This window comes from Roseibium sp. TrichSKD4, assembly GCF_000148725.1.
GTDB lineage: Bacteria > Pseudomonadota > Alphaproteobacteria > Rhizobiales > Stappiaceae > Roseibium.
In genome coordinates, this window is record NZ_GL476311.1 from 237,811 (window position 1) to 260,931 (window position 23,121).

Consider the following 23,121-nt stretch of genomic DNA (forward strand, 5'->3'; position numbering starts at 1 on the left):
GGACATCCTTCAGCCCATGGTATAGGCCGTGGTCATAAATCGGCGCACCCTGAGCAAAAAGTTTTGTTGATGGGGTGGAAAATACAGGTCTTTGCCTGTATAACGCCGAGCATTCCAACACGCTGCGTGATGCTACGCCCCGGGCTAACCCGGTCCGGGCCGCGCGACTATGGACCACGGAGAAGAACAAGATGGCAGTCCCAAAGAGAAAAACTTCGCGCATGAAGCGCGGTTTTCGCCGTTCCACGGACGCCCTGAAGCAGCCGACATACGTCGAAGACAAGGATTCGGGCGAACTGCGTCGTCCGCATCACGTTGATCTGAAGACCGGCATGTACCGGGGCCGTCAGATCCTGACACCGAAAGACGACGTCTAAGGTCAGGGTCGCCGACAGGCGAAATGAGATCAGGGCTGGCCTTTTGGGTCGGCCTTTTTCTTTGGCTTTTGACTGTTTCTTGCCTTGCTTTGGCCAATCACTTGGTGTCACTTCGCGTCAGGTTTGACGCTGATTTGGACGGAGCATCCCATGCGCGTTTTTACTGCCGTTCCCTTCACCCTGTTCACCTTGCTGATTTACAACGGCTTTGCGTTTACGACAGCTGCTGCTGTTCCCGACTTCTGGGGCCAGCCGGTCATCACTTGGGGAATGGTGTCAGGTGCGTCGTTCGAATTGCTGGCCAGTGACCTGCTGATCGCTGTTGGCCTGTTTTTCCTCTTTATCGAGATCATGAAGGCTACGCGCATCGGCACCACCGCCCTGCTCGACCATATGTTCTCCGTATTTGTCTTTGTGGCTTACCTGGTGGAGTTTCTGATTGTCTCGCAAGCTGCGACGTCAGTGTTCTTCATTTTGACGATGATCGCGCTGATCGACGTAATCGCAGGCTTTTCCATTTCCATCACCGGCGCGCGTCGTGATGTGTCATTTGGTCAAGCTGAACTGCGGTAGGAGCGGGCTTCTTCTCTTCAAACCGGCCGTCATTTCGGACAAGTGCTGCGAAGCTGCACGATGATCCGGAATCCAGCGCTTCTGTATGAGCGCAAGCGAATGCAAAACCAGTTTATTTACCCACGCTACGCGTGAATGATGTCGCGATTCCAGATCATCGCTTCACATGCGTTCAGCTTGCCTGGAAGGACGCAGTAGCGTCTATCCCTTCTAGCTCAGCCCTCTTTCTCGCTCTCGTCCATGATCGCGTGTTTCTGGATCAGGGGAAGCTGGGTCATGGTGAAAATGAGTGTGATGGGCATCACACCGAACACTTTGAAATTCACCCAGAAATCGGTCGAAAAATTGCGCCAGACGATCTCATTGATGGCGGCCAGCACGAAAAAGAAAAGGCCCCATCTGAAGGTGAGCTTGCGCCAGCCTTCATCGGTTAGTTTGAAGGCGCTGTCAAAAACATAGCCCAAAAGGGATTTGCCGAAGAACAGCCCGCCCAGCAGGATCGCGCCGAACAGGCAGTTCACGATGGTTGGTTTCAGCTTGATGAACAGCTCGTCATGCAGCCACAGCGTCAGGGCACCAAACACCAGAACGACAACACCGGACACCAGCGGCATGATCGGCAGGCGCTTGGTGAGCCAGAGAGAAACAGTCAGCGAGATGGTGATTGCGACCATAAAGGCAGCGGTTGCCAGAAAGATCGGCTCTCCGACTTTCTGCAAGATCGGAAAGCTCTCCGCGATCTGTTCGCCGCGGGAATTGAATAGGAAGAAAACACCCAGCGGCCCAAGCTCCAGCGCCAATTTGAGCAGTGGCGCCATTTCCTTGCGGGTCGGTTCGTTCGGGGCGTGTTCAAGTTCCATGAGATCTCCGGGGCCTGTGTGCTCCGAGGAGATAGGGGCTTTGGACCTTCCGGGTCAAGGGCGGGGCGATTGACTTTGGGGTGAAGGGCAATTTCCCAATGAAAAAAGGCGCCCCGGTTGAAGCGCCTTTTGTAATCGGTAAACGCCGGACAGTTTAGCCGTTGGCGATGTACTGGCCGCCGTTGATGGTCATGACCGCGCCGGTCATGAAGGCCGCTGCATCAGACGCTAGGTAGACGACTGTCTGGGCGATTTCCTCCGGATGGCCGAGACGACCGACCGGAATGCCGGAGATGATGGAATCCAGTACTTTTTGCGGCATGGCGGCAACCATGTCGGTGTTGATGTAGCCCGGGCATACGCAGTTGACGGTGATGCCCTTGAAAGCGTTTTCCTGAGCCAGCGCCTTGGTGAAGCCGATGACGCCAGCTTTGGCTGCGGAATAGTTGGTCTGACCCATCTGGCCCTTTTGGCCGTTGATGGAGGAGATATTGATGATCCGGCCTGATCCGCGCGACCGCATGCCGTTGATGATCGGCTGGGTCATTGTAAACATGGAATCAAGGTTGGTGGATATGACTTCACGCCACTGCTCGAAGGACATCTTGTGGAACATGCCGTCGCGGGTGATGCCAGCGTTGTTGACCAGAACCTCAACCGGTCCAAGCTCGGCTTCGACTTGAGCGATACCAGCGACGCAGGCTTCTGCGTTAGAGACGTCCCATTTGAAGACGTGGATTCCGGTTTCTGCCTCGAAAGCCTCCGCTTTTTCCGTGTTGCCGGCATAGGTGGCAGCAACGGTGTATCCGGCGTCCTTCAATCCACGGGAGATCGCTTCTCCGATGCCGCGGGTTCCGCCCGTAACCAGTGCGACCTTACTCATGTATACCCTCCACTTTCCGCTAATTCCAGTACCGGTATTCTTGTAAAAACTACCGGTAGCAATTCCTCAAAAGTCATGGCGGGTAGATAGTCCATTCGCCATGACTAAAATCAAAAGTTGTCTTCGCCTTTGGGCTAATGTGCCGCTAAGGCTATGCCTTAACGTTCAAGGCACATGGCAACGCCCATGCCGCCGCCAATGCAAAGGGTGGCGAGGCCTTTCTTTGCGTCACGACGCTGCATTTCATGCAGCAGGGTGCAAAGGATACGTGCACCAGAAGCGCCAATCGGGTGGCCGATCGCAATCGCGCCGCCATTGACGTTCACCTTGTCGAGATCCCAGCCCATGTCCTTGTTGACGGCACAGGCCTGAGCAGCAAAGGCTTCGTTTGCTTCTACCAGATCCAGGTCCTCTGCTTTCCAGCCAGCTTTTTCCAGCGCCTTTTGGGAAGCTGGGATCGGGCCGGAACCCATGATCGCCGGATCAACGCCCGCTGTGGACCAAGAGGCAATGCGTGCAAGCGGGGTCAGGCCGCGCTTTTCTGCTTCCGCTGCGCTCATGACAACAAGAGCCGCCGCACCATCGTTGATGCCAGAGGCGTTGCCGGCAGTCACAGAACCTTCCTTGGTGAAGGCCGGGCGCAGCTTGGTCACACTGTCCAGCGTTGCGCCATGGCGAATGTACTCGTCATCTTCAACGACGATGTCGCCCTTGCGGGTCTTGATGGTGAACGGTGTGATCTCGTCCTTGAACTTGCCAGCCTTTTGGGCAGCTTCAGCCTTGTTCTGAGAGGCAACAGCAAATGCATCCTGCTCATCGCGGGTGATCTGCCACTTCTCGGCAACATTTTCTGCGGTCTGACCCATGTGGTAGCCGTTGAAGGCATCCCACAGACCGTCCTTGATCATTGTGTCGATCATCTTGTAGTCGCCCATTTTGTAGCCTGCGCGCATTGGGGCGCAGTGGGGCGACATGGACATGTTTTCCTGACCGCCAGCAACCATGATGGTGGCATCGCCGGTCTGGATTTGTTGCGCGGCAATAGCAACGGTGCGAAGGCCTGATCCGCAGACCTGATTCAAGGTCCATGCAGATGCAGATTCAGCGATGCCCGCCCCAATGGCAGCCTGGCGGGCCGGGTTCTGGCCTTGGCCAGCTGTCAGAACCTGACCGAAGACGACTTCGTTCACATCCGCGCCGTCGACCTTGGCTTGGTCGAGGGCTGCCTTGATCACGTGGGAGCCGAGCTCATGGGCCGGAACATTGGCAAAAGAACCATTGAAGGAGCCAACCGGCGTGCGGGTGGCACTGACAATTACAACATCATTGGAAGCGCTCATAAAATTCTCCGGCGTTTGAACCTGACTGACCGATGTGTCTACACCCGTTTCGTCACGGTGTTGGATCATCAGTCTTCGGATCGGACTAGAAACCCTGCTTGCCGGAGTGTCAACACTCCATAAGACGTGAACTTGGCAGTTTTCGCACCTGCAGCATTCCCCTTTGGTCTTAGTGCATAAAAAGGCTGGTCACATCTTGTGCTATTGGCTTAGTCTGAAAGATGGAGGGGGCGGCGCAGCAATCGAAGACGCCGTCATTTGCGACCGGGCCCATGGCCCCACGAATGCGGAAGACAGGATGGCAAAAACCAACGAGCCGACAGTTATCAAGAAGTATGCGAACCGCCGACTTTATAACACCGGCACGAGCACGTATGTGACGCTCGAAGATCTGGCTGTCATGGTCAAGGGTGAAGAAGACTTTGTGGTTTTTGATGCAAAGTCGGGAGATGACATCACCCGCTCGGTTCTCACGCAAATCATCTTTGAGCAGGAAGGCAAGGGTCAGAACCTCCTTCCCGTCACGTTCTTGCGGCAGCTTATTCGCTTTTATGGCGACAGCATGCAGGGTGTCGTTCCAAGCTTCCTTGAATACTCCATGACGTCACTGACGAGGGAGCAGGAAAAAATGCGCTCGCAAATGAGCGAGACTTTCGGGGCGACGGCATTTGAGGCGATTGAGGATCAAGTCAAACGCAACACGGAAATGTTCGAACGGGCCATGAAAATGTTCATGCCGTTTCCGGCTGGCGAAAGCGGCAGCGGAGCAACGGCCGACAGTGAGACTGCCGAAAAGCCGTCATCCGATCTGGATGAAATGAAACAGCAGCTTGCGGCCATGCAGGCGAAAATCGACGCGCTTGGCGATAAATCCTGACTTTTTTGATCGCGCAGATTGCGTTTCAGCAGCTGCGCGATCCAGATAGCCCGAAAGGGTTTACCCGCAATCGGCTGTGAAGCCGATGGCTTCAATTCCGGCAACCGCCGCAGCTTCATCGTTGTCGGAGGTGTCGCCAGTTACGCCAACGGCCCCCAGCGTTTCGCCGTCTGCGTCCCTCACGAGAACTCCGCCAGGAACTGGAATGATGGCTCCGCCTGATGCGCCATTGAGGGCTTGCACGAAATGCGGCCGGGTTTCCGCGTTCGCTTGCAGCCATCTTGTTCCGGTGCCAACGGAAAGCGCTCCGATGGCCTTGCCAGTTGCGATTTGGGGACGCAAAATCGAGGAACCATCCTGTCGGGCGAGTGCAATCGTGTGACCGCCTGCATCCAAAACGGCTACCGTGAGCGGTTTGAGCTCAAGCTGCTCTGCTTTTTCCAATGCGGAAGAAATGATGTTCTGTGCGTTCACAAGTGTCAGTTTGCCCATTGGTGGGAACCTCCGTTAATGTCCGAACTGCGTCGGGGAGACTGCTAACAGATCATATGGTGTTCAACCACTGGAAAAGGTGGTTTAAGATATGTGCCAAAATAGAAATAGTGACGGTCGGACTGCACCGTCAATTCAGGTGAGGGAATACTCTTGAAACGCAATTTCGAAGCGCCCGGCCGGTCTCCGGTCTATGCGAGGCAGGCCGCTGTTGCGACATCCCATCCGCTTTCAACCAGCGCTGCGCTGGATGTTTTGCGCGAGGGTGGCAATGCGGTGGATGCTGCAATTGCAGCTGTTGCGGTTCAAGGTGTTGTTGAACCTCAAATGACGGGTATTGGCGGCGATTGTTTTGCCATCGTGACAGAGCCTGATGGGCGCATGGCCGGGTTCAATGGCTCCGGAGCTGCGCCAATGGGCGCATCCCCGGAGGCACTTGAAAATGCGGGTATCGATGAAATCGATCCCATGTCCCCGCATTCGGTCACAGTGCCGGGAGCGATCCGGGCTTGGGAAACGCTGTTGCAAGCTCACGGCACCCGGGATTTCAAAACACTCTTCAAGCACGCTATTTCCTATGCGCGCGATGGGTTTCCGGTTGCGCCGCGAGTGCAATACGACTGGGCGAAAAATCTGGAAAAGCTCTCTGCACACAAGGCCACCGCTGCAAGTTACCTTGTTGGCGGGCGTATTCCCGAAGTGGGCGATATCCTGAAATATCCGCACTTGGCCGACACATTGGAAGCAATTGCGGAAGGTGGCGCTGAAGCCTTTTATACCGGCGCGATTGCCGAGGACATTGTCGAGACCTTAAAAGATCTTGGCGGGTTCATGACCCCAGAAGATCTGGCGGCGTGTCATACTACAACGGTTTCTCCAGTTGTTCGGGACTACAAGGGCTATGGAATCGCCGAGTTGCCGCCCAACGGGCAAGGCATCATTGCGTTGATTATTCTGGGCATTCTCGAACGCTTTGAAATTGAGCGGCTCGATCCTATCGGACCGGAGCGCTTGCACCTTGAAATGGAAGCGGCACGGCTTGCCTATGCGGTTCGTGATCAGTTTGTCACCGATCCGGGCTTTATGGATGTCTGTCCAACCAGTCTGTTCTCGGAGGAATATATCGACCGATTGGCCGCGCGGATCACGCCAAACCAGCGAATTGCCGAGGTTCCGGAAAACAGTTTGGCCCCCCAAACGGACACGGTTTATCTCAGTGTGGTTGATAAGGATGGTTTGTCGATCTCGTTGATCAATTCCATCTTTAACGAGTTTGGCAGCGGTATTGTTGCGCCAAAGTCCGGGGTTCTTTTGCACAATCGCGGGGCAGTGTTCAGCGCAAAGCCGGGGCTTGCAAAGTCCATTGCGGGTGGCAAGCGCCCGATGCATACGATTATTCCAGCAATGGGTTTGAAGGACGGTCTACCGTGGTTGTCTTTTGGTGTGATGGGTGGCCATTATCAGGCATGCGGACACGCGCACCTTCTTACCAACATCATTGACTATGGTATGGACGTGCAGGCGGCAATCGACTTCCCACGGATGTTCTTCAATATGGACGATCATAGTCTGGAAGCGGAAGCCGGTATTCCGACGTCCACACGTCAGGCGTTGGCATCCTTTGGGCACAAGGTCAGCCCTGCCTCTGCGGCTATCGGTGGTAGCCAAGCAATCATGATTGATCGGGAGAAAGGGTTGCTGATTGCCGGTTCGGACCCACGCAAGGATGGTCACGCGGTCGGTTACTAGAGCACATCCACCCAAGCTTGGGCCAGTTTGATGGAGCAGATTTTTCTGTCCAACAAGGAGAAGACCGCAGAATGATGCCCGTGCATCATTCGAGGATTTCGACGCAGATGGCCTAGAGAAGGTGCCCAAGCATGCCAGAAGTAACACTCTTCCAGAGATGGAACCATTTGAACTTGGTTTTGTCCGCCCTGACGGTGTTGCCTTTGCCTTGTGGTGTGACGGCACCACGGCGCCAAACGCGCCTTGTCAGCGCGAACACTCCCGGCGTTCAAACGATTCAAGGTTGGGTGGACGTGCTCTAACCAGCTCTTAAGGGGGCAAGCCTGCGGCGTGTCCCTGGTTTATTAATTAAAGTTCCGTTGAAAGAACGTGCCCGACATCCCGCAGGCGCGGCAGGGCTGCCGTTGCGCGATAAACATTGGCGCCATGCTCTGGCTCCCGCCGACGCTTGAAGCGGGTTTGGGGAAATTCGTCACGCGTTGCGATCAAATGTGCGAGAAACACCGAATTCGGGCGATAACGGCTGTTTAACTCGGTCCGTTCTGTTTGTTCCGGAGCTTGTGTGATCGCAGGAAGGGTTTGCGGTGCCTTTGGCACAAAACGTTCGTTTTCAGTTTCCTCAACTGAACGACGCTTCTGTCTCTCTCTGAACCGCCCAACGGCGGCAACAGGTTCAACTCGCAAGGACACTACCTTCGCCTGCGCCAGACTTGGCGCGTCTTGGATGCGCGCCTGAGCCGACTGAATGCAATCTTCTAAATATATTTAATGCCTTGTTAACTTTTTTGCATTGTTTCTTTTGAAGAAAATGCTGAAATGGTTAACAAGTTGACCTGATTGTGAACAGTTTTCGGGGAAAATGGGGAAAAGCTGCTGTCCCAACCGCTAACGCTCCGGTTCCTGCGGAACCAGAGTTCAGTGCGGGTAATGCAGTTTGTGTCCTTGATCAGGACAAGGGGTAAGGGATCGGTACGACGTCTGTTCGGGCGCGACTCTCAAAGACCGATGCCATGTCTGATGCCGACATGGGTTTAGCGATAAAGTAACCCTGCACTTCCCGGCAGCCTGCCTGGCTGAGAATTTCCGCGTGTTCCGGTGTTTCCACCCCGACAGCACCAACATGTGAGCAAAATGAACTGCAGATTTCGATCAAGGAGGCGACGCGTTGCCGGCTCTTGTTTGAATGCACGATCTGGCGCACCAATTTTGCATCCAGTTTAACCTGATCGGGTTTGATGTTCAGGAGGTTGGATACAGAGCACGGAGCTCCGCCGAACCCGTCAAGGATGATTTTGGCACCGAGCGCACGCAACTTGGCGACTGAGGCGAGTGTGTCATCGATTTTACGCTCAAACAAAACAGTGTCTGAGAGCTCGAACGCAAACCGGATAGGTAAATCCCGCGCCTTGGACAACCAGTTTGGATGGTGAGACTTGATCCCGCCAAGATTAAATGAGAGTTCCGGGACATTGTGCAGAGGCGTCCGCTATTGCCGACAGTCGCTTGACGCTTTTTCAAAAATCGTCTGCTCCAAGCGGTCTAGTATTTTGGGGCTGAGGGCAAGGTTCAAGAATTGGCGTGGTTCCAAAAGTCCATGCTCAGGGTGCTGCCAGCGGGCCAGCACTTCAATCCCAGTCATCGCCCGTGTCAGCGCATCATGCCGGGGTTGATAGTGTGGAACGATTTCGCCGCGTTCAAGTGCTTGTACCAAATCATCGCAATCAAGGGGACGTGGGGATGGGTTCGGCTCATCGGGCAAGGTCAATGCCAGTTTGTAGCGCTGTCCGCTTTGCTTTGCCTGATGACTGGCAAGATTTGCCCCAATAAGCGCTTTCCATGCGTTCCACGCCGGTTGCCGCGCAATTCCGATGCGCGCCGAAATACAATATTCGGTGCGATCAACATAAATCGGATTGTTCAATGTATTGGCGAGCCGATGGGCGAGCCCTTGTAATTCCTGCGTACCAGGGGTCTTGACCGGCCAGACGACAATTGCGTCTGGACCAACCCGCGCGATCATGTCCCGTGTGCGGCAGCGGTTTGAAATCACGCGGGTGATTTGGACCAGCACCCGGTTTGCCGTGCGTTGGCCTGCTTCCTCAGCGATGCGTTGCAGCGCGCCGAGGCTGATATGTAACAAGGCGACCTCGGTATTATCTCTTGCTTTTGCCACTTGTTCCAGTTTTTGCAGCAGCAGCTTCTGGTTCGGCAGACCGGTGACCCGATCATGCAAGCGGGTGCCTAATGTGTTGCTTTTTTCGGGTACGGTAACCGCCGGCTTTACGTCTTTTGATGCGCGGATCAGGCCTGGGCCGAGAGCGCTTACCAAGATTGCTGTGAGCGCGAGAAGGACGACGCCTTTTTCAGCAAGCACAATCATCCAAAGTTCACTGGGTTGAACCAGTGTTTCGACCCAGTTGGTGGATTCGGGAGAGGCCGTCTCAGCGGCAAGAGCGCCATCTGGAAAAAGCAGCAAGATAAGTGCGAAAACAGGCAGCGAGCTGAGGGTTGCATGAACCCATGAACCTGAAGCGGGGGCGGTGTGAGTTTTGGATGTCGAACACAATCTGAAGGCCGAACGGTCAAACACACACCCCATAATGTCCCCCCAAGAGCAGCTGCCTGGATTTTGAAGCGTCAAAATTTAGGGCGGATAGGAACCCGATCATTTTGATATCAAAAAACCTAAGCTACCCTTGCGGAGGGTGCCAAGATTGGTGATTCATCCGATTGATTGAACCGCGTCTACTTGCAAAATGGAGCATTGCGGAGAGTCCGGCTGACAGGACTCAGTGTAACGTGCCCAGTGATTGCCTCGTTCGCATCGTCAATTTTGTCTGGTTTTTTGAAAATGGAGCTGAGAATGATCATCGCTCTAAAACAGCAGGTGGGGCAGTTGCTCATTGGAATATGAAATGAGGGCAACAAAAAAGGCGCATCCCCTGTGGAATGCGCCAATTTAATTTTTCGATGACCTGTTTAGAGGCCGTCAGATCAGGCGAGAGCGCCTTGAGCCTTTTCAACCAGAGCCTTGAAGGCGTCCGGCTGGTTGATGGCAAGATCGGACAGAACTTTACGGTCAACTTCAACACCAGCCTTGTTCAGACCATCGATGAAGCGGCCATAGGTCATGCCGTGTTGGCGAGTCGCTGCGTTGATACGCTGGATCCAGAGCGAACGGAAATTGCGCTTTTTGGCTTTCCGGTCGCGGTAAGCGTATTGAGCGGCCTTCTCGACGGCCTGCTTGGCAACGCGAATGGTGTTCTTGCGACGACCGTAATAACCTTTGGCGGCCTTCAGAACTTTTTTATGGCGAGCATGGGCTGTAACGCCCCGTTTCACGCGTGACATGGTGAATTCTCCTTAAGGGGCGTTGTTATGCGTAAGGCAGGAACTGCTTGACGATCTTTGCATCCTGATCGCTCAGCGTGGTGGTGCCACGAGCGTTCCGGATGAACTTGTTCGTCCGCTTGATCATGCCGTGACGCTTGCCGGCCTGTGCGGTTTTCACCTTGCCAGATGCTGTCACCTTGAAGCGCTTCTTGGCGCCGGATTTGGTCTTCAGCTTGGGCATTTTGCATCCTTTCCTTGGCGTGCCTGCAAGCAGACACTTCATTTATTGGTGCATTCAGAGCCGACACGGCATGCCCTGGTTATTGAGATGGATTTATACATTGCGGGAAAACGCAAGAAACCGCCCCAAAGAGCCGGACGACTCTGGACCGGGCGCTTATACGGGAGCATGCCCCAAAGCGCAACGGGATTCTGTCGGGTTTTTAAGGCAAACAACCGGCGCATGCCTGCTGTTTGCCTTAATACTCGGTGATCAGGCGTTGACGTCGACGACAACGCGGCCTTTGACCTGACCTTTCAGGATGGCCTTGCCGAGGTCCGGCAGATCAGACAGCGTGGCTGGCTGAATCATTTCATGAAGCTTGTCGAGCGGCAGGTCGGTTGCCAAACGGTTCCATGCGCGCACACGGGCATCATAGGGCTTCATGACGCTGTCAATGCCAAGAAGGTTTACCCCGCGCAGCAGGAACGGGATGACTGTTGCTGGCAAATCCGCACCACCTGCAAGGCCAACCGCCGCGACAGAAGAGCCGTATTTCATCTGTCCGAGAACGCGGGCAAGCATGGCTCCGCCAACAGCGTCCACACATCCGGCCCAGGTTTCTGCTTCCAGTGGGCGTTTGACGGTCTCATTGATTTCATCACGGGCGATGACACGATCAGCACCAAGGCCTCGAATGTAATCTGTTGTTTCAGGGCGGCCCGTCACGCCGACCACTTCATACCCCAGCTTGGCAAGAATGGCGGTGGCGACAGACCCGACGCCACCTGCTGCACCGGTCACCAGAACTGGGCCGTTTTCCGGTTTCAGGCCATGATCTTCCAATGCCATGACGGCGAGCATTGCAGTGAAGCCGGCTGTGCCAATGGCCATAGCATCGCGCGTGGTCAACCCGTCTGGAAGCGGAACCAGCCATTCGCCTTTTACGGATGCCTTTTGGGAGTAGCCGCCCCACCAAGCCTCACCAACGCGCCAACCAGTGAGCACTACCTTGTCACCTGGCTTGTACCATTCGTCTTCAGAACCCTCGACGGTTCCCGCAAAGTCGATACCCGGAACATGTGGGTAATTGCGCACCAAGCCACCGCCCGGCCCAACGCACAATCCGTCCTTGTAGTTGACGGTCGAATATTCGACAGCCACCTTCACATTCGCATCCGGAAGCTGGTTGTCTTCCAGATCAGTGACAGCCGCGCTGGTCTTGCCGTCCTCGTTCCTGGTGACGAGCAATGCTTTGAAAGTCATGGTGACATTTCCTCAATATTGGCCTTCAGTTCAGGCTAGGTATCATCTGCGCCTTGGGCAGCATCTTGTGCGCGCTGGCGCAGGACAAACTTTTGAATTTTTCCGGTGGCCGTTTTCGGCAACTCGCCAAAAACAACCTCTTTGGGGCGTTTGAAGCCCGCCATGTTCTGGCGACTGAAGTCGATCAACTCTTCCGCGCTGATGTCTGCATCCGGTTTTAGCTCCACGAAGGCGCAAGGCACTTCGCCCCATTTCTCATCCGGTTTGGCGACAACCGCGGCGGCAGCCACGGCCGGGTGCTTATAAAGTACACCTTCCACCTCAACGGACGAGATGTTTTCGCCGCCAGAGATGATCACGTCCTTGAGGCGATCCTTGATCTGAATATAGCCATTGGGATGGCGCACAGCCGCATCACCACTCTTGAAACGTCCACCTGCAAATGCCTGGGCAGTGGCGTTCGGGTCTTTGTAATAGCCCTTCATCACGGTGTTGCCCTGCAGGACAATCTCACCTTGTGTTTCTCCGTCCCATGGCACTGGTTGGCCGGTTTCCCGGTCAAGGACATCGGCCTCTTCGGTCATGGGGAATGCAACACCCTGCCAGCTTTGGACCTCTGCCTGCTCAGAAGCACTGAGGTCGTCCCATTCCTCGCGCCACAGGCATTGGGTGACATGGCCATAGGTTTCGGTCAGCCCATAAACCTGCATGACTTCAAAGCCGAGGGCTTTGGTGGCCTCCAGCACGGCAGCCGGCGGCGGAGCTCCTGCCGTCATGACTTTTACCGGATGTTGGAGCGGACGTTTATCTTCGTCGGCTGCGTTGATCAGCATGGACAAAACGATTGGCGCGCCGCCCAGATGGGTAACCCCATGTTCTTCAATGGCAGCGAAAATGTTCTTGGCCGTGACGGCCCGCAGGCAGACAAATGTTCCTGCCAGCAGGGTCATAGTCCAGGCATGTCCCCATCCGTTGCAGTGAAACATTGGAACGGAATACAGATAGACCGGGTGGCGGGGCAATTCCCATGCGATCGGTGTTCCGAGCGACATCAAATATGAGCCACGGTGATGATAGACCACGCCTTTCGGCCTGCCTGAAGTCCCAGATGTGTAGTTCAGGGACAGGGCCTGCCATTCATCGGTCGGTCCCTGCCAAGCGAAACCGGCGTCCCCGTTTTCAATCAGGTCCTCATAGGTCTGAGTGCCCAAACGTTTTCCGCCAGGTCCTGCCGCATCCACGATATCTATGACCAGAAGCGGCCGGTTGGCACTTTGAATGGCCGGTCCCATCACTTTGTGAAACGCGGTGTCAGTTACGATGGCTTTTGCGTCCCCGTGATCAAGAATGTAGGCGACCGTATCCACCTCCAGCCGGGTGTTGATGGTGTTTAATACGGCCCCGATCATTGGCACGGCGAAGTGGAGTTCGAACAACTCGGGTGTGTTAGCGGCCATGACGGCCACCGTATCGCCTTGACCTACGCCGAGCCTTTGCAAGGACGAAGCGAGCTTGCAGATCCTCTCATAGGTTTCTCGCCAGCTCGCCTGATAGTCGCCGTAGATCACGGCGACGCGGTCCGGGAAAATCGAGACTGTCCGTTTCAAAAATGAAAGTGGCGACAGGGCAACATGGTTTGCGTCGGTCTTCTCGAACGCCTCGAAATTCTCGCGCATCTCAGTCCTCCTGATCGGAAAACGGCTTTTCCCAGACAGTCGCCGTGCGAATGCCGTCCGGTGTTTCCACTTCCACCCGCGTACCATTGTCCCAATGGGTCATGCGGACCATGCCGATGGCGACATTGGTTCGAAAGTCGGGTGACCAGGCTGCCGAGCTGACGTTGCCGACCTTTTTGCCACCGGCAAAGATGGGCCAGAGGTCTTTGCAGGGCGGAACGGGGTCGCCATCAATCGCCAGATGCCGGATTTGGCGCACCGGGCCTTCAACAGCAACACGCAACAAGGCGTCACGGCCCACACAGCCAATGGCCTTTTGGGTCTGACAGAATTTGCCGAGGCCACACTCGTGTGGTGTGTTGTTGCGGGTCATGTCGTTGCCGTAAGACAGCAGCCCGCTTTCAATCCGCTCGATCAGATTGGGGCAGCCTGCGCGAACGTTGAGGTCTTCGCCTGCCTTCATGAAGGCATCCCAAAGCGGCTCGCCGTTGTGGCTACCGTCGACATAGAACTCAAATCCGCCCTGCTTGGAATAGCCAGACCGCGCCAGCACCATGTGTTGACCCTGGAACTGGACATACTCATAGCGAAAGAATCCGATCGAGCGGATTTGATCGCCAAAGACGCGTGCAACCAGATCTTCAGCCTTCGGGCCCTGGATGGCGAGCGGAGACACATCTGGCTCATCCACATCCACCTCAAGACGCAAGGCGTAGGCCAGCCCCTTGATCCAGTAGAGCAAATCGCTGTCGGCAATGGACACCCAATACCGGTCTTCGGCCAGCTTCAAGGCTACGGGGTCATTCAGCATGCCGCCGGTTTCATCCACCATTGGGGTGTAGAAACAACGACCAACCGTAAGGTTGCTGAGATCGCGCGGCGTCAGCATCTGGGCCAGACGGCCGGCATCCGGACCGACCAGTTCCACCTGTCGCTCACACGACACGTCCCACAGTTGGACGTGTTTCTTCAGGTGATGATAATCTGCCTCCACCGACTCAAAAACAGTCGGCAGAAGCATGTGGTTATAGACCGTGTACGCCTTTACCCCCGCCTCGGTAACTCGGCGGGTGAACGGAGTGGAACGGGTGCGGCGGGATACCGCGAGAAAGGGAAGCTGAACCGCTTGCTGCATGTCCCCGAACCTTGTCTTTATGCTGCGTCAGCTGCGGCTGGTCCGGACCAGTCGATTTGACAGATTTCAGCGCTGCGCCCATCAAAGTCCCACACGCGCCCGTAAGCACGCACGCGGCCCTGTGTGGCTGTGGCAACAGTGATGTCGGATCCCATCCAGTATTCGGTGTTGGTGACGACAATGTCTTCGTCAGGATTCGACCCGGTGACCGGGACAACTTCACCCTTGATGGCCTTGCCGACGATCAAACGGCGCTTTTTACCTTCGTTTTCGTAAGTCACCGGCGCGCGTTCGGCACCGAGGAATTCGCTGACGAGTACGCGGAACAGGCCGGTTGTGCCCTTGGCTTCGCCGGAGAAGATCTTGACCAATGCGTCAAAGGCTTCATCGCTGGCGCGCTCATCAATGTAAGCGGCCGCTTTCCAGTTCCCACGTGCCATCAGGCCCGGAATTTCCAGAACCAGGCCCACATTCAGGCCGGACAGGTCGATGCCTTCATAGTGGCCCTCGTCGATGCGAACACCGGACCAAGCCTGACAATATCCTTCCGTGGGCGGGTGCTTGCCAAGCGAAACAACACACGGACAGAAGACCGTGCAGTTGCAGTTCAAAATCAGTTCGCCCTTGATCGACCATCCGGTCATGGCGTGCTCTCCCTATGTCAGAGGTCCGTATTCGATAAAGAGTGTGAGCGCGGCTGCAAAAAGCAGGGCCGCGCCAAGTGGCGCGCTTACCCGCGCGCCGATTTGTGGAAGTTTTTCCAGAACCATCAGAACTGTAGCCAGTCCCATGAAGGCCAGATTCATCGTGCCAGCAACAAACGCGAGCAGCATGAGCGCCCAGCAGCAGGCAAGGCAAATCGCGCCGAGACGCAGGCCCATCATGAAGGCGCCACTCACCCCCTCGCGCCAATTGGCCATGAAGAACATCAGCGGACTGCGGCAGCTGTTAAGGCAGGCTTCTTTCAATGAACTGAATTGGTAAGCTCCAGCCAGCGCGAGCAAAAACGCATTGAACAACGGAAGCAGGCTCCGTCCTTCCATGTCGAGAATATTCGCGCTCGCCAGCAGGATTTGCGCTCCGGCGGCGAGTAGGGAAAAGCCAAACCAGATCAAGAGGTATCCGCCAAACAGAGAAACGAACCCGCGACTTCCAAGATGCGCGGCGGACGGCAGCTCGCTGTAAGTTTTCAGAGCTGGAAGGGAGGTTGGTGCCATCATGGCGAAGGACATCAAAGCCCACATCGCAAAGGCGACCGGATATCCGGCAGTGCTTGCACTGGTCTGGCATAGGGCGAGAAGGGCCTGCATAGCTCCGCCCTGCCAAACCGGGCCGGACAGCTCCAGACCTGGTTGCATGGCAAACAGGATCGCCCAAGCAAGCAAAATGCTGCTGAAAAACAGCAGCCAGCCTGCCTGCCGATCAACATATTGGCGCAGCCAGAAGTGCACACGTTCCTCCCGTAACGTCTTTGCAGTTACGCTGTCCTGCTTAAGACTAAATGTCAAACATTTAATTGTCAGACATTTATACTTTTACGTTGACCCATGTCGCGTGTAGGCCTAAATTTGGCGGAATTCCAGAGGACTTGTGTGGAGAGATCTGTTGGTGATTGAATTCAGTTCCATTCGAAAAGAAGGCCTGTCGGTTCAAATCGCCAATGCCATTCGCACTGCTATCATCGATGGTCATCTGGTTGTCGAAGAGCGGCTGCCGAGTGAAGCCGAGCTGTCTGAGAGGTTCGAGGTCAGCCGGTCAACGGTTCGTGAAGCGCTCAAGCGGCTTGCGGCTCAAAATCTTATTCGAAGTGAAAGAGGGTCGTCCGGTGGAGCTTTCGTGAACCGGATCACCCATGATGAGGCACAAGAAAGCCTCGTTACAACCTTGCGCTTGATGATTGGCATGAACAACATCGCGTTTGAAGAGGCAATTGAATCTCGCTTTACGCTTGAATCAGCGTGTCTCGGATTGGCGGCCAATCGGCGCAGTGATGACGATTTGGCTGACCTTCGGGCAGAACTGCAGCACCAGAGGTCCGGGTCTATCAGTGATGAAGATTTCTGCGCTTCTGATGTTGCCTTTCACAGCATTATTGGGCGGTCGACCGGGAACCCATTGCTCGCCTTTCAAATGGCTGGGGCGGTTGAGGCGATGCAGCCTTTGATGAATATGCTTGTCTATCGCTTGCGGGATCGCCAGCGAATTACGGACCTCCATGCGGCAATAGCTGATGCACTTGAAGCCAAGGATGCAGATGCAGCGTGGCAGCACCTGGAGGCATTGGCGTCTTATACCCGCGAATTGGCTGATCAACGACGGGCCCCTCGGCTCAACGGCCCCAAAGTGGGAAATGGTGCCGCTCCTGAACCGGCGAGCGTCTAGCCGCCGGCTTCCGAACTAGGTTCGACTAAACCGGACGACAAAAATCGCCGTATACCCCGCGAAAGCGAGGTAAGCGTGATTACGGTTTATTATGACGGGAAATGTGGATTGTGTTCGCGGGAAATTGGCTATTTCCGAAAGCGGACACCCAAGCGGCCAATCGTTTTTCATGACATTGCCAAGCAGCCGGATGTGTTGGAACGTCTCGGGATCTCGCAAGCAGATGCGCTATTGTATTTTCATGTTGAGGACGAAGACGGGCAGCTTCAGTCCGGTGTCAGAGCATTCGCGTTGATGTGGGGCCAATATCGGGGATGGCGTGTGTTGGCCAAACTTGTTGTCTTGCCTGGCGTGCGACCTTTCGTTGACATGATTTATCGAAAGTTCGCGCATATGCGCTTCGCGCGCTACCCGCATTGCAAAGCCTCTCTGGCTTTGGACGCGCAAAACTGAGAGCTGCAGACAGACCCATGAGATATTAATTGCCCATGGGTCGTCACAAACTCGTCACACCGGTATAGTACGAGCAGCCTTCCTTGATGCGGAGAGGCGTGCCTCCGGCATCGCTTACCCTTCGCTGAGCGCTTCATCATGCGGTATGCCATCTATTTTGCCGGCCCGACCGGTGATCCTTTGATGGACTTGGGAAACCAATGGCTTGGTCGGAATGTTTTTTCCGGTGCGCCCTTGGTACAGCCCACTGTGTCGGATGTTCTGCCCACCCGTCTTGCAGAGCTGACTGCTGATCCTCGTCGCTATGGCTTCCATGGAACGTTGAAAGCGCCCTTTGCGCTCGCAAACGACAAAACCGAAGCGGATCTTGTTGCTGCCTGTCAGGTCTTTGCCGGCTCGGTTGCACCCTTTGAAACTACGGGGCTTCATGTCAGCAAGCTTGGCAAGTTTTTGGCACTTACCCCAATCGGGGAAGATGAGGAATTACAATCTTTTGCTGGCTTGTGCGTGCGAACATTTGAACAGTTTCGCGCGCCGCTGCCTGCCAATGATTTGGCACGTCGACGCCAATCTGGCCTGAGCCATCGACAGGATCGGCATCTCGTCGCTTGGGGATATCCGTACATTTTCGACGAGTTCCGGTTTCACATGACTTTGACCGGCAAACTGCAGGACAGTGATGAAGCTGACGCATTGGAGCGGGCTGCGAAGATCCACTTCTGCGAAGTGGTCGGATTGCGCCGCACTTGCTCCACGGTTGGCCTTTATGTCGAACCAGAACGCGGTGCCCCGTTTCAGGTTCACACCATTTTCGACTTAACCGGGACAGTGCCGCCTGAGCAGTTGGCTGTCCGATCCGAGGAGGTCCAATGAGCGTCCCAGCTGCCGTCTTTAAAAATGCCCTATTGATCCTTTCTGATGAGGTTCACGAAGGAAGCCTGAGAGCTGATGCTGAGGGCCGGATCACTGATATAGACGGGCCGACAGCGACCGCCGGATATGACTGTGAAGGCGATTACTTGTTGCCTGGTTTGGTGGAGCTTCATACCGATCATTTGGAATGCCACTACGCGCCGCGCCCGAAGGTGCGATGGAATCCGGTTTCTGCGGTTCAGGCCCATGACGCTCAAATCGCCTGTTCCGGCATAACGACCGTATTCGATGCCCTTCGGGTTGGCATGGACGATGATGCTGACCTTCGAGCTCCGGATATGCGCGCCCTTGCTGATGCGATTGAAACGGGATTGGCCGAACATCGGTTGCGCGCAGACCACTTCCTGCATCTGCGCTGCGAAGTGTCTGCCCCGGATGTGTTGGATGCTTTCACCTTTTTTGAAGGTGATGATCGCGTTCGCCTGATTTCCCTGATGGACCATACGCCCGGTCAACGTCAGTTTGTGTCTCTGGATTCTTTCCGCGCTTATTACATGGGTAAGAAGGGCTACAATGATGCGCAAATGGATGCGTTCATTGAAGAGCGCAAAGCCCGTGCAGACAAAAACGCCCCGGAAAACCGGAAGAAAATTGCAAGGTATGCGCAGGCGCGAAATATCTCCATTGCCAGCCACGATGATGCAACGATGGATCACGTGGATGAGGCCGTTGATCTGAAAACGGCGATTGCAGAATTTCCAACGACAGTTGAAGCTGCCAAGGCCTCCAAGGCCAACAATATGGCGGTGTTGATGGGTGCTCCGAATGTGGTGCGTGGCGGGTCGCACTCCGGCAATGTATCTGCGAGAGAGTTGGCGGAAGAGGGGTGTCTGGACGTTCTGTCTTCTGATTATGTTCCAATTTCACTTGTGCAGGCTGCCTTCCAGTTGGCAGAGGAAGTTGACGCCATCACGCTGCCAAAGGCCATCGCAACTGTTACCTCCACCCCAGCAGAAGCCATTGGATTGACGGACCGGGGGCGTCTTGAAGTGGGCCGCCGAGCCGACCTTGTTCAGGTGCGGGTCGTTGGCAATGTGCCTATTATTCGCGGCGTGTGGCGCGAAGGGCGGCGTGTGGCCTGATTGATGGACAAGGGTGCAGGCACGTCCGGCAAGTTGGGACCGGGAGCTCTTGTTTTGGTGGTTGGTCCCAGTGGCGTTGGCAAGGACACGCTTCTGACCGCTTTGAAGGAGCGCCTTCAGGGCAATGACGAGGTTGTGTTCGCCCGGCGGGCCATCACGCGTGAGGCGGACGAAAACAGCGAAGATCATGCCACCTTGAGCATGGACGCGTTTTCAGACCTTGTGGCGTTGGGGGAAGTGGCCTTGTCCTGGGAAGCGCACGGGCTTGGGTATGTACTGCCAAAAACATATGATGCTGATATTCAGGCGGGAAAGACCGTGATTGCCAACGGGTCCCGACGAGCTCTGCGAACGGCGCAAGAAAAATACGCGCATTTCAAGGTTTTGTTGATTACTGCGCCGATCCCGGTTTTGGCAGAGCGTTTGGCTGCTCGTGGCCGAGAGACCCGCTCTGAAATTGAACAGCGTCTATCTCATGCGGATATGAGTGTTGAGCCGGAATTTGATCTGGTGGAGATCGAAAACACCGGCCCGATTGAGGCCGGTGTGGATCGAATTTTATCCGCTTTGAAGATTGGCTGATCAGTTTTTCGGCTTCCTGCCAAAGCCTTGCAACAGGCCACTTGGTAGACCAAAGCCATCTTCAACGGATTTCAGGATTTCCTGATCATTCACTTCACCATCAATGACCTTTTGAATGTCGATCTGGGCCTTGCCGCCCGTGGCGCGTTCGATCACCTTGTTTGCTTGCTCAACCAGGGCTTCTTCCGGCTTTTTGTTGAGGTCCTTGAAGAGGTCGCCACCCAGCGCCTGAAGCTGTTTGTAAGCAGCTTGTGGGTTTTCCAAGATGCCCTTAATGTCTGGATAGATCTGGGGATTGTCCCAATCACCTCTGATCATGACCGGAACACCCAATCCTGCAAGTTGCTCGTTCGACCCGCCTTCAAGGGAGGGGACGACTTTCGGGTCAACGCGCCAATCCAGTGTCTTGTTGGGTAGGTTGGTGACACCTTGACCGGTCGCCTGCACCAGAGGGCCGATCAATGACAGATCCTGATTGGTCGCAACGCCGTTCTGAATCTGGAAACTGGCTTTCAGCGAGCTGAAATCGGTTTTGGCCTCCGGATTTTCCTGCCATCCCAGTAACGTGTCGACGGACAGACCTCGAACCATACGCGGGATGTTCATGCCCCGGATTGCACCATCTTCAAATGTGAACCCAGCGGCTCCATTCAGCGCGCTAACCAGCTCATTCTGACTGCGTCCGCGCGTGCTGACGTTCAAGTTGATCGCCGCTCCCCCGTCGAGCCATTCGAAGTCGGCCGAGTCCCGCAACAGCGGATAGGCGCGAACGCCATTTAACGCAAAGCGCGCAGAGGCTTCCGGAGTGGCGCTCGCTCCGTTCAAGGTGACACTGCCCGTGCCGCTGCCTTGATAAAGATTGAGCTCCTCAAGATTTGCGGTCAGCACGCCATTTTTGATGGTCGCGGCAAGTTGGCTGCGGCCTATCTTGATGTCGTTAATCTTGATCGATTGCGTGGAGATGCGGAAGTCGACATCGGCTGCTTTCAAGCCGCCAAAGTCAATTGGTGCCGTGCTCCATTTGGCCCCTGTCCGCGGCGCAGGTGCGGCAACGGTGGTGTCGGCTGTGCCCGAGCTGCTTGAAGAAGAAGTGCTGCCTTGGGAATTGTTGCTACTAGCACCGTCGCTCAAATATGGGTCCAGGACGAGGGCATCCAGCACCATATTAGCCTGAATGTTCGGGCGTCCGCCAAGAGTCACTTTGCCGCTGGCCCGGCCTGATGAGCCATCCAGCATGAAGCTCGTTTCATCAAAGGAAACCGTGTTGCCGGTTTTGGCGAAGAGACCGGAAGCCTTGAAAGCCTGCAAACCGCTGCCTGCTTCCACGGTTTGCCCAATCCAGGCGAGCAGGCCGCGAAGATTTGGCGTGTCGACCGAGACAGCACCTTCGACGTTTCCACCAGCACTGGCTTGACCGTCAAAGCCCAAAGCCACCTTGCCGCTTTTGATCTTTGCAGATACAGGGGCCGAGAGTCCGGCCAAAATGGGAGCAACCGAGGCGCTTCCGGTCACGGTAAAGCCATCGCCTTTCCACGAAAGCCCACCGGTTAGGCGCAGGGGATCATCAAGACCGTTTACATCCACCCGCAAGGTGACGTCCTTGATCCTGTCCGCTTCCGGGTCACCGCTAAAGGAACTGGCCAGACCGAGGCCACCGACTTCGCCGTTGTCCAGGGTGAGCGAACCGTTGGCGTTTAATGTTGCCAGGATGGTTGGCGCGCCAGTGCCTTGAAGTCCAAAGGCGAGATCTGCGCCGAGCGTGCCTTGGGCTGGGCGGTCCTGTCCTGCGAGTGCCAATAGGTCGCTGAGTGCTGCCTGTTGAATGGTAATCCGTCCAGTTGTTTGTGGCACAGCGAGTGAGAGGTCCGTGTCACTAGAACCAGAAACAGAGAGTGACCCAAGCGTGGCGGCCAAGTCTGCCACCGTGATCCGTGTCGGGTCGCCGGTGACTTTTGCTCCCAGTTCAAATGCACCAAGGTCTCGATTGGGTGTCACGTCCGCGAGCGCCAAGAGGTCGTTTGCGGACGGTGCAGAACCTTGAACCACAAGGTCAATTTGCAATGGCTTCAAGCCCGCAGAGCCTTCCAATCCGATCTTGACTTCGTTGCTTGCGATATTCAACAAAAGCGGGCGAACCTCTCCGGCGGCAAAGGCCAGTGGGTTGTCAATCTGGCCTGAGACCGACAAGGGCTTTTCTTGAAACTGGAAATCACTTTCCAGCTCGACAACACCGGTTAGGCTGGAGGCGGAAAGGGACAGATTGAGGGCTGCAACGCGGAAATCCGTACCGGAGCGATGGTCTGTATATCGCACCATTCCGTCGCTGATCGTCAGTTGGTCGATCCCGATCCGTTCCAGAAAGGCGGTGCTGCTGCTCTGATCTTGAGAAGGTGCTGGTGCTGCACTTTCGTTCGCTGTTTCAATCTCGCGAGCGGGCGCATCCGGCGTGTTCGTGCCAAAACGACGACGTGGCTCCCAGCTGGTTAGCCCGCTCGGTCCGATATCCATCAAGATACCGGGCTTTTCCAGATGAACCCCCGTGATACGGATATCTCCGCCCAGAAGCCCGCCCCAAGCCAGACCAACTTTCAGACCCTCAGCCTTTGCAAATTCGATCCCGTCTGCGCCCGCTTCACCGGATAGACCGATTTGCTCGGCATTCAGAGCAAAACCGGGAAACAGGGAGAGACTGACTGGACCATCAAGGCGTAAGCGCCAGCCGAACTGCTGGTCAACCTGAGCGATAACCTGGTTCTTGATCAGGTCTTTTGGCAGGAAAAAGGGAATGACCAGCGCTGCCGTGACGAGCAGGAACAACAGGCTTGCGAGCCCTAGCAATAAGCGCCGCATGACAGTCTCCTTCGTCCGAATCACAAAATGTCTTTTGGCAATGGTTCGCCGGACCCTA

General features: G+C 55.5%; 22 protein-coding genes and 1 pseudogene. 9 read left to right on the forward strand and 14 right to left on the reverse strand.

Annotated features, from left to right (window positions below):
* Positions 1 to 191 precede the first annotated feature (191 nt).
* Both rpmF and TRICHSKD4_RS09650 read left to right on the forward strand, forming a co-directional pair.
* Positions 192 to 377 carry a 50S ribosomal protein L32 gene (rpmF, locus tag TRICHSKD4_RS09645; protein WP_009467340.1) on the forward strand — a complete coding sequence of 62 codons (186 nt, stop codon included), beginning with the start codon at positions 192 to 194 and terminating at the stop codon, positions 375 to 377.
* Positions 378 to 527: 150 nt separating this feature from the next.
* Entirely contained in the window at positions 528 to 950 is a 423-nt protein-coding gene (locus tag TRICHSKD4_RS09650) for a hypothetical protein (protein WP_009467341.1), read from the forward strand.
* Positions 951 to 1,165: 215 nt separating this feature from the next.
* On the opposite strand, the gene TRICHSKD4_RS09655 is transcribed toward TRICHSKD4_RS09650, so the two are convergent.
* The 3 genes from TRICHSKD4_RS09655 to TRICHSKD4_RS09665 all read right to left on the reverse strand — a co-directional run bounded on the left by TRICHSKD4_RS09655 (position 1,166) and on the right by TRICHSKD4_RS09665 (position 4,033).
* Positions 1,166 to 1,810 (reverse strand): septation protein A, encoded by a 645-nt coding sequence (locus TRICHSKD4_RS09655; protein ID WP_009758987.1) that lies wholly within the window; start codon positions 1,808 to 1,810, stop codon positions 1,166 to 1,168.
* 154 nt (positions 1,811 to 1,964) lie between these two features.
* Positions 1,965 to 2,693: an acetoacetyl-CoA reductase gene (gene phbB, locus TRICHSKD4_RS09660; protein ID WP_009758988.1), complete on the reverse strand. Its 729-nt coding sequence runs from the start codon at positions 2,691 to 2,693 to the stop codon at positions 1,965 to 1,967.
* Between the two features lie 158 nt (positions 2,694 to 2,851).
* Positions 2,852 to 4,033 carry an acetyl-CoA C-acetyltransferase gene (locus TRICHSKD4_RS09665; RefSeq protein ID WP_040616683.1) on the reverse strand — a complete coding sequence of 394 codons (1,182 nt, stop codon included), beginning with the start codon at positions 4,031 to 4,033 and terminating at the stop codon, positions 2,852 to 2,854.
* A 298-nt stretch (positions 4,034 to 4,331) separates the two neighbouring features.
* Between TRICHSKD4_RS09665 and phaR the strand changes: the two genes are divergently transcribed.
* The gene (gene phaR / locus TRICHSKD4_RS09670; RefSeq protein ID WP_009758990.1) at positions 4,332 to 4,910 is read left to right on the forward strand and encodes a polyhydroxyalkanoate synthesis repressor PhaR; all 579 of its coding nucleotides are present in this window, start codon (positions 4,332 to 4,334) and stop codon (positions 4,908 to 4,910) included.
* Between the two features lie 60 nt (positions 4,911 to 4,970).
* Here the strand turns inward: phaR and TRICHSKD4_RS09675 are convergent, their stop codons facing one another.
* Positions 4,971 to 5,402 (reverse strand): heme-binding protein, encoded by a 432-nt coding sequence (locus TRICHSKD4_RS09675; RefSeq protein WP_009758991.1) that lies wholly within the window; start codon positions 5,400 to 5,402, stop codon positions 4,971 to 4,973.
* 153 nt (positions 5,403 to 5,555) lie between these two features.
* On the opposite strand from TRICHSKD4_RS09675, the gene ggt reads away from it, so the two are divergent.
* On the forward strand, positions 5,556 to 7,151 hold the full coding sequence (ggt, locus tag TRICHSKD4_RS09680; protein ID WP_009758992.1) for a gamma-glutamyltransferase: 1,596 nt from the start codon (positions 5,556 to 5,558) through the stop codon (positions 7,149 to 7,151).
* Between the two features lie 348 nt (positions 7,152 to 7,499).
* On the opposite strand, the gene TRICHSKD4_RS09685 is transcribed toward ggt, so the two are convergent.
* The 9 genes and pseudogenes from TRICHSKD4_RS09685 to TRICHSKD4_RS09730 form a co-directional block, all read right to left on the reverse strand.
* A complete protein-coding gene (locus tag TRICHSKD4_RS09685; RefSeq protein WP_009758995.1) occupies positions 7,500 to 7,841 on the reverse strand; it encodes a hypothetical protein in 342 nt (113 codons plus the stop codon).
* Positions 7,842 to 8,097: 256 nt separating this feature from the next.
* Positions 8,098 to 9,750: pseudogene (locus TRICHSKD4_RS31640) on the reverse strand (EAL domain-containing protein).
* A gap of 395 nt (positions 9,751 to 10,145) precedes the next feature.
* Positions 10,146 to 10,502 carry a 50S ribosomal protein L20 gene (gene rplT, locus TRICHSKD4_RS09700; protein WP_009758999.1) on the reverse strand — a complete coding sequence of 119 codons (357 nt, stop codon included), beginning with the start codon at positions 10,500 to 10,502 and terminating at the stop codon, positions 10,146 to 10,148.
* A gap of 25 nt (positions 10,503 to 10,527) precedes the next feature.
* Positions 10,528 to 10,725, reverse strand: a complete 198-nt coding sequence (rpmI, locus tag TRICHSKD4_RS09705; protein ID WP_009759000.1) for a 50S ribosomal protein L35 — start codon at positions 10,723 to 10,725, stop codon at positions 10,528 to 10,530.
* A gap of 252 nt (positions 10,726 to 10,977) precedes the next feature.
* Entirely contained in the window at positions 10,978 to 11,970 is a 993-nt protein-coding gene (acuI, locus tag TRICHSKD4_RS09710; protein ID WP_009759001.1) for an acryloyl-CoA reductase, read from the reverse strand.
* Between the two features lie 35 nt (positions 11,971 to 12,005).
* On the reverse strand, positions 12,006 to 13,646 hold the full coding sequence (locus TRICHSKD4_RS09715) for an acyl-CoA synthetase (RefSeq protein WP_009759002.1): 1,641 nt from the start codon (positions 13,644 to 13,646) through the stop codon (positions 12,006 to 12,008).
* A gap of 1 nt (position 13,647) precedes the next feature.
* Positions 13,648 to 14,781: a dimethylsulfoniopropionate demethylase gene (locus TRICHSKD4_RS09720; RefSeq protein WP_009759003.1), complete on the reverse strand. Its 1,134-nt coding sequence runs from the start codon at positions 14,779 to 14,781 to the stop codon at positions 13,648 to 13,650.
* 17 nt (positions 14,782 to 14,798) lie between these two features.
* Positions 14,799 to 15,425, reverse strand: a complete 627-nt coding sequence (locus TRICHSKD4_RS09725) for a DUF1326 domain-containing protein (protein ID WP_009759005.1) — start codon at positions 15,423 to 15,425, stop codon at positions 14,799 to 14,801.
* A gap of 12 nt (positions 15,426 to 15,437) precedes the next feature.
* Positions 15,438 to 16,232 (reverse strand): DUF2182 domain-containing protein, encoded by a 795-nt coding sequence (locus tag TRICHSKD4_RS09730; protein ID WP_009759006.1) that lies wholly within the window; start codon positions 16,230 to 16,232, stop codon positions 15,438 to 15,440.
* 157 nt (positions 16,233 to 16,389) lie between these two features.
* Between TRICHSKD4_RS09730 and TRICHSKD4_RS32000 the strand changes: the two genes are divergently transcribed.
* The 5 genes from TRICHSKD4_RS32000 to phnN all read left to right on the forward strand — a co-directional run bounded on the left by TRICHSKD4_RS32000 (position 16,390) and on the right by phnN (position 20,213).
* Positions 16,390 to 17,163 (forward strand): FadR/GntR family transcriptional regulator, encoded by a 774-nt coding sequence (locus TRICHSKD4_RS32000; protein WP_009759007.1) that lies wholly within the window; start codon positions 16,390 to 16,392, stop codon positions 17,161 to 17,163.
* 75 nt (positions 17,164 to 17,238) lie between these two features.
* Positions 17,239 to 17,616 carry a thiol-disulfide oxidoreductase DCC family protein gene (locus TRICHSKD4_RS09740; RefSeq protein WP_009759008.1) on the forward strand — a complete coding sequence of 126 codons (378 nt, stop codon included), beginning with the start codon at positions 17,239 to 17,241 and terminating at the stop codon, positions 17,614 to 17,616.
* A gap of 138 nt (positions 17,617 to 17,754) precedes the next feature.
* Positions 17,755 to 18,489 (forward strand): DUF1045 domain-containing protein, encoded by a 735-nt coding sequence (locus TRICHSKD4_RS09745; protein WP_009759009.1) that lies wholly within the window; start codon positions 17,755 to 17,757, stop codon positions 18,487 to 18,489.
* The gene (locus tag TRICHSKD4_RS09750; RefSeq protein ID WP_009759010.1) at positions 18,486 to 19,631 is read left to right on the forward strand and encodes an alpha-D-ribose 1-methylphosphonate 5-triphosphate diphosphatase; all 1,146 of its coding nucleotides are present in this window, start codon (positions 18,486 to 18,488) and stop codon (positions 19,629 to 19,631) included. Before TRICHSKD4_RS09745 ends, TRICHSKD4_RS09750 begins: the two co-directional genes overlap by 4 nt.
* 3 nt (positions 19,632 to 19,634) lie before the next feature.
* Complete coding sequence (gene phnN, locus TRICHSKD4_RS09755; RefSeq protein ID WP_009759011.1) at positions 19,635 to 20,213, forward strand: phosphonate metabolism protein/1,5-bisphosphokinase (PRPP-forming) PhnN; 579 nt, start codon at positions 19,635 to 19,637, stop codon at positions 20,211 to 20,213.
* Here the strand turns inward: phnN and TRICHSKD4_RS09760 are convergent, their stop codons facing one another.
* Complete coding sequence (locus TRICHSKD4_RS09760; RefSeq protein WP_009759012.1) at positions 20,214 to 23,063, reverse strand: AsmA family protein; 2,850 nt, start codon at positions 23,061 to 23,063, stop codon at positions 20,214 to 20,216.
* Between the last annotated feature and the right edge of the window lie 58 nt (positions 23,064 to 23,121).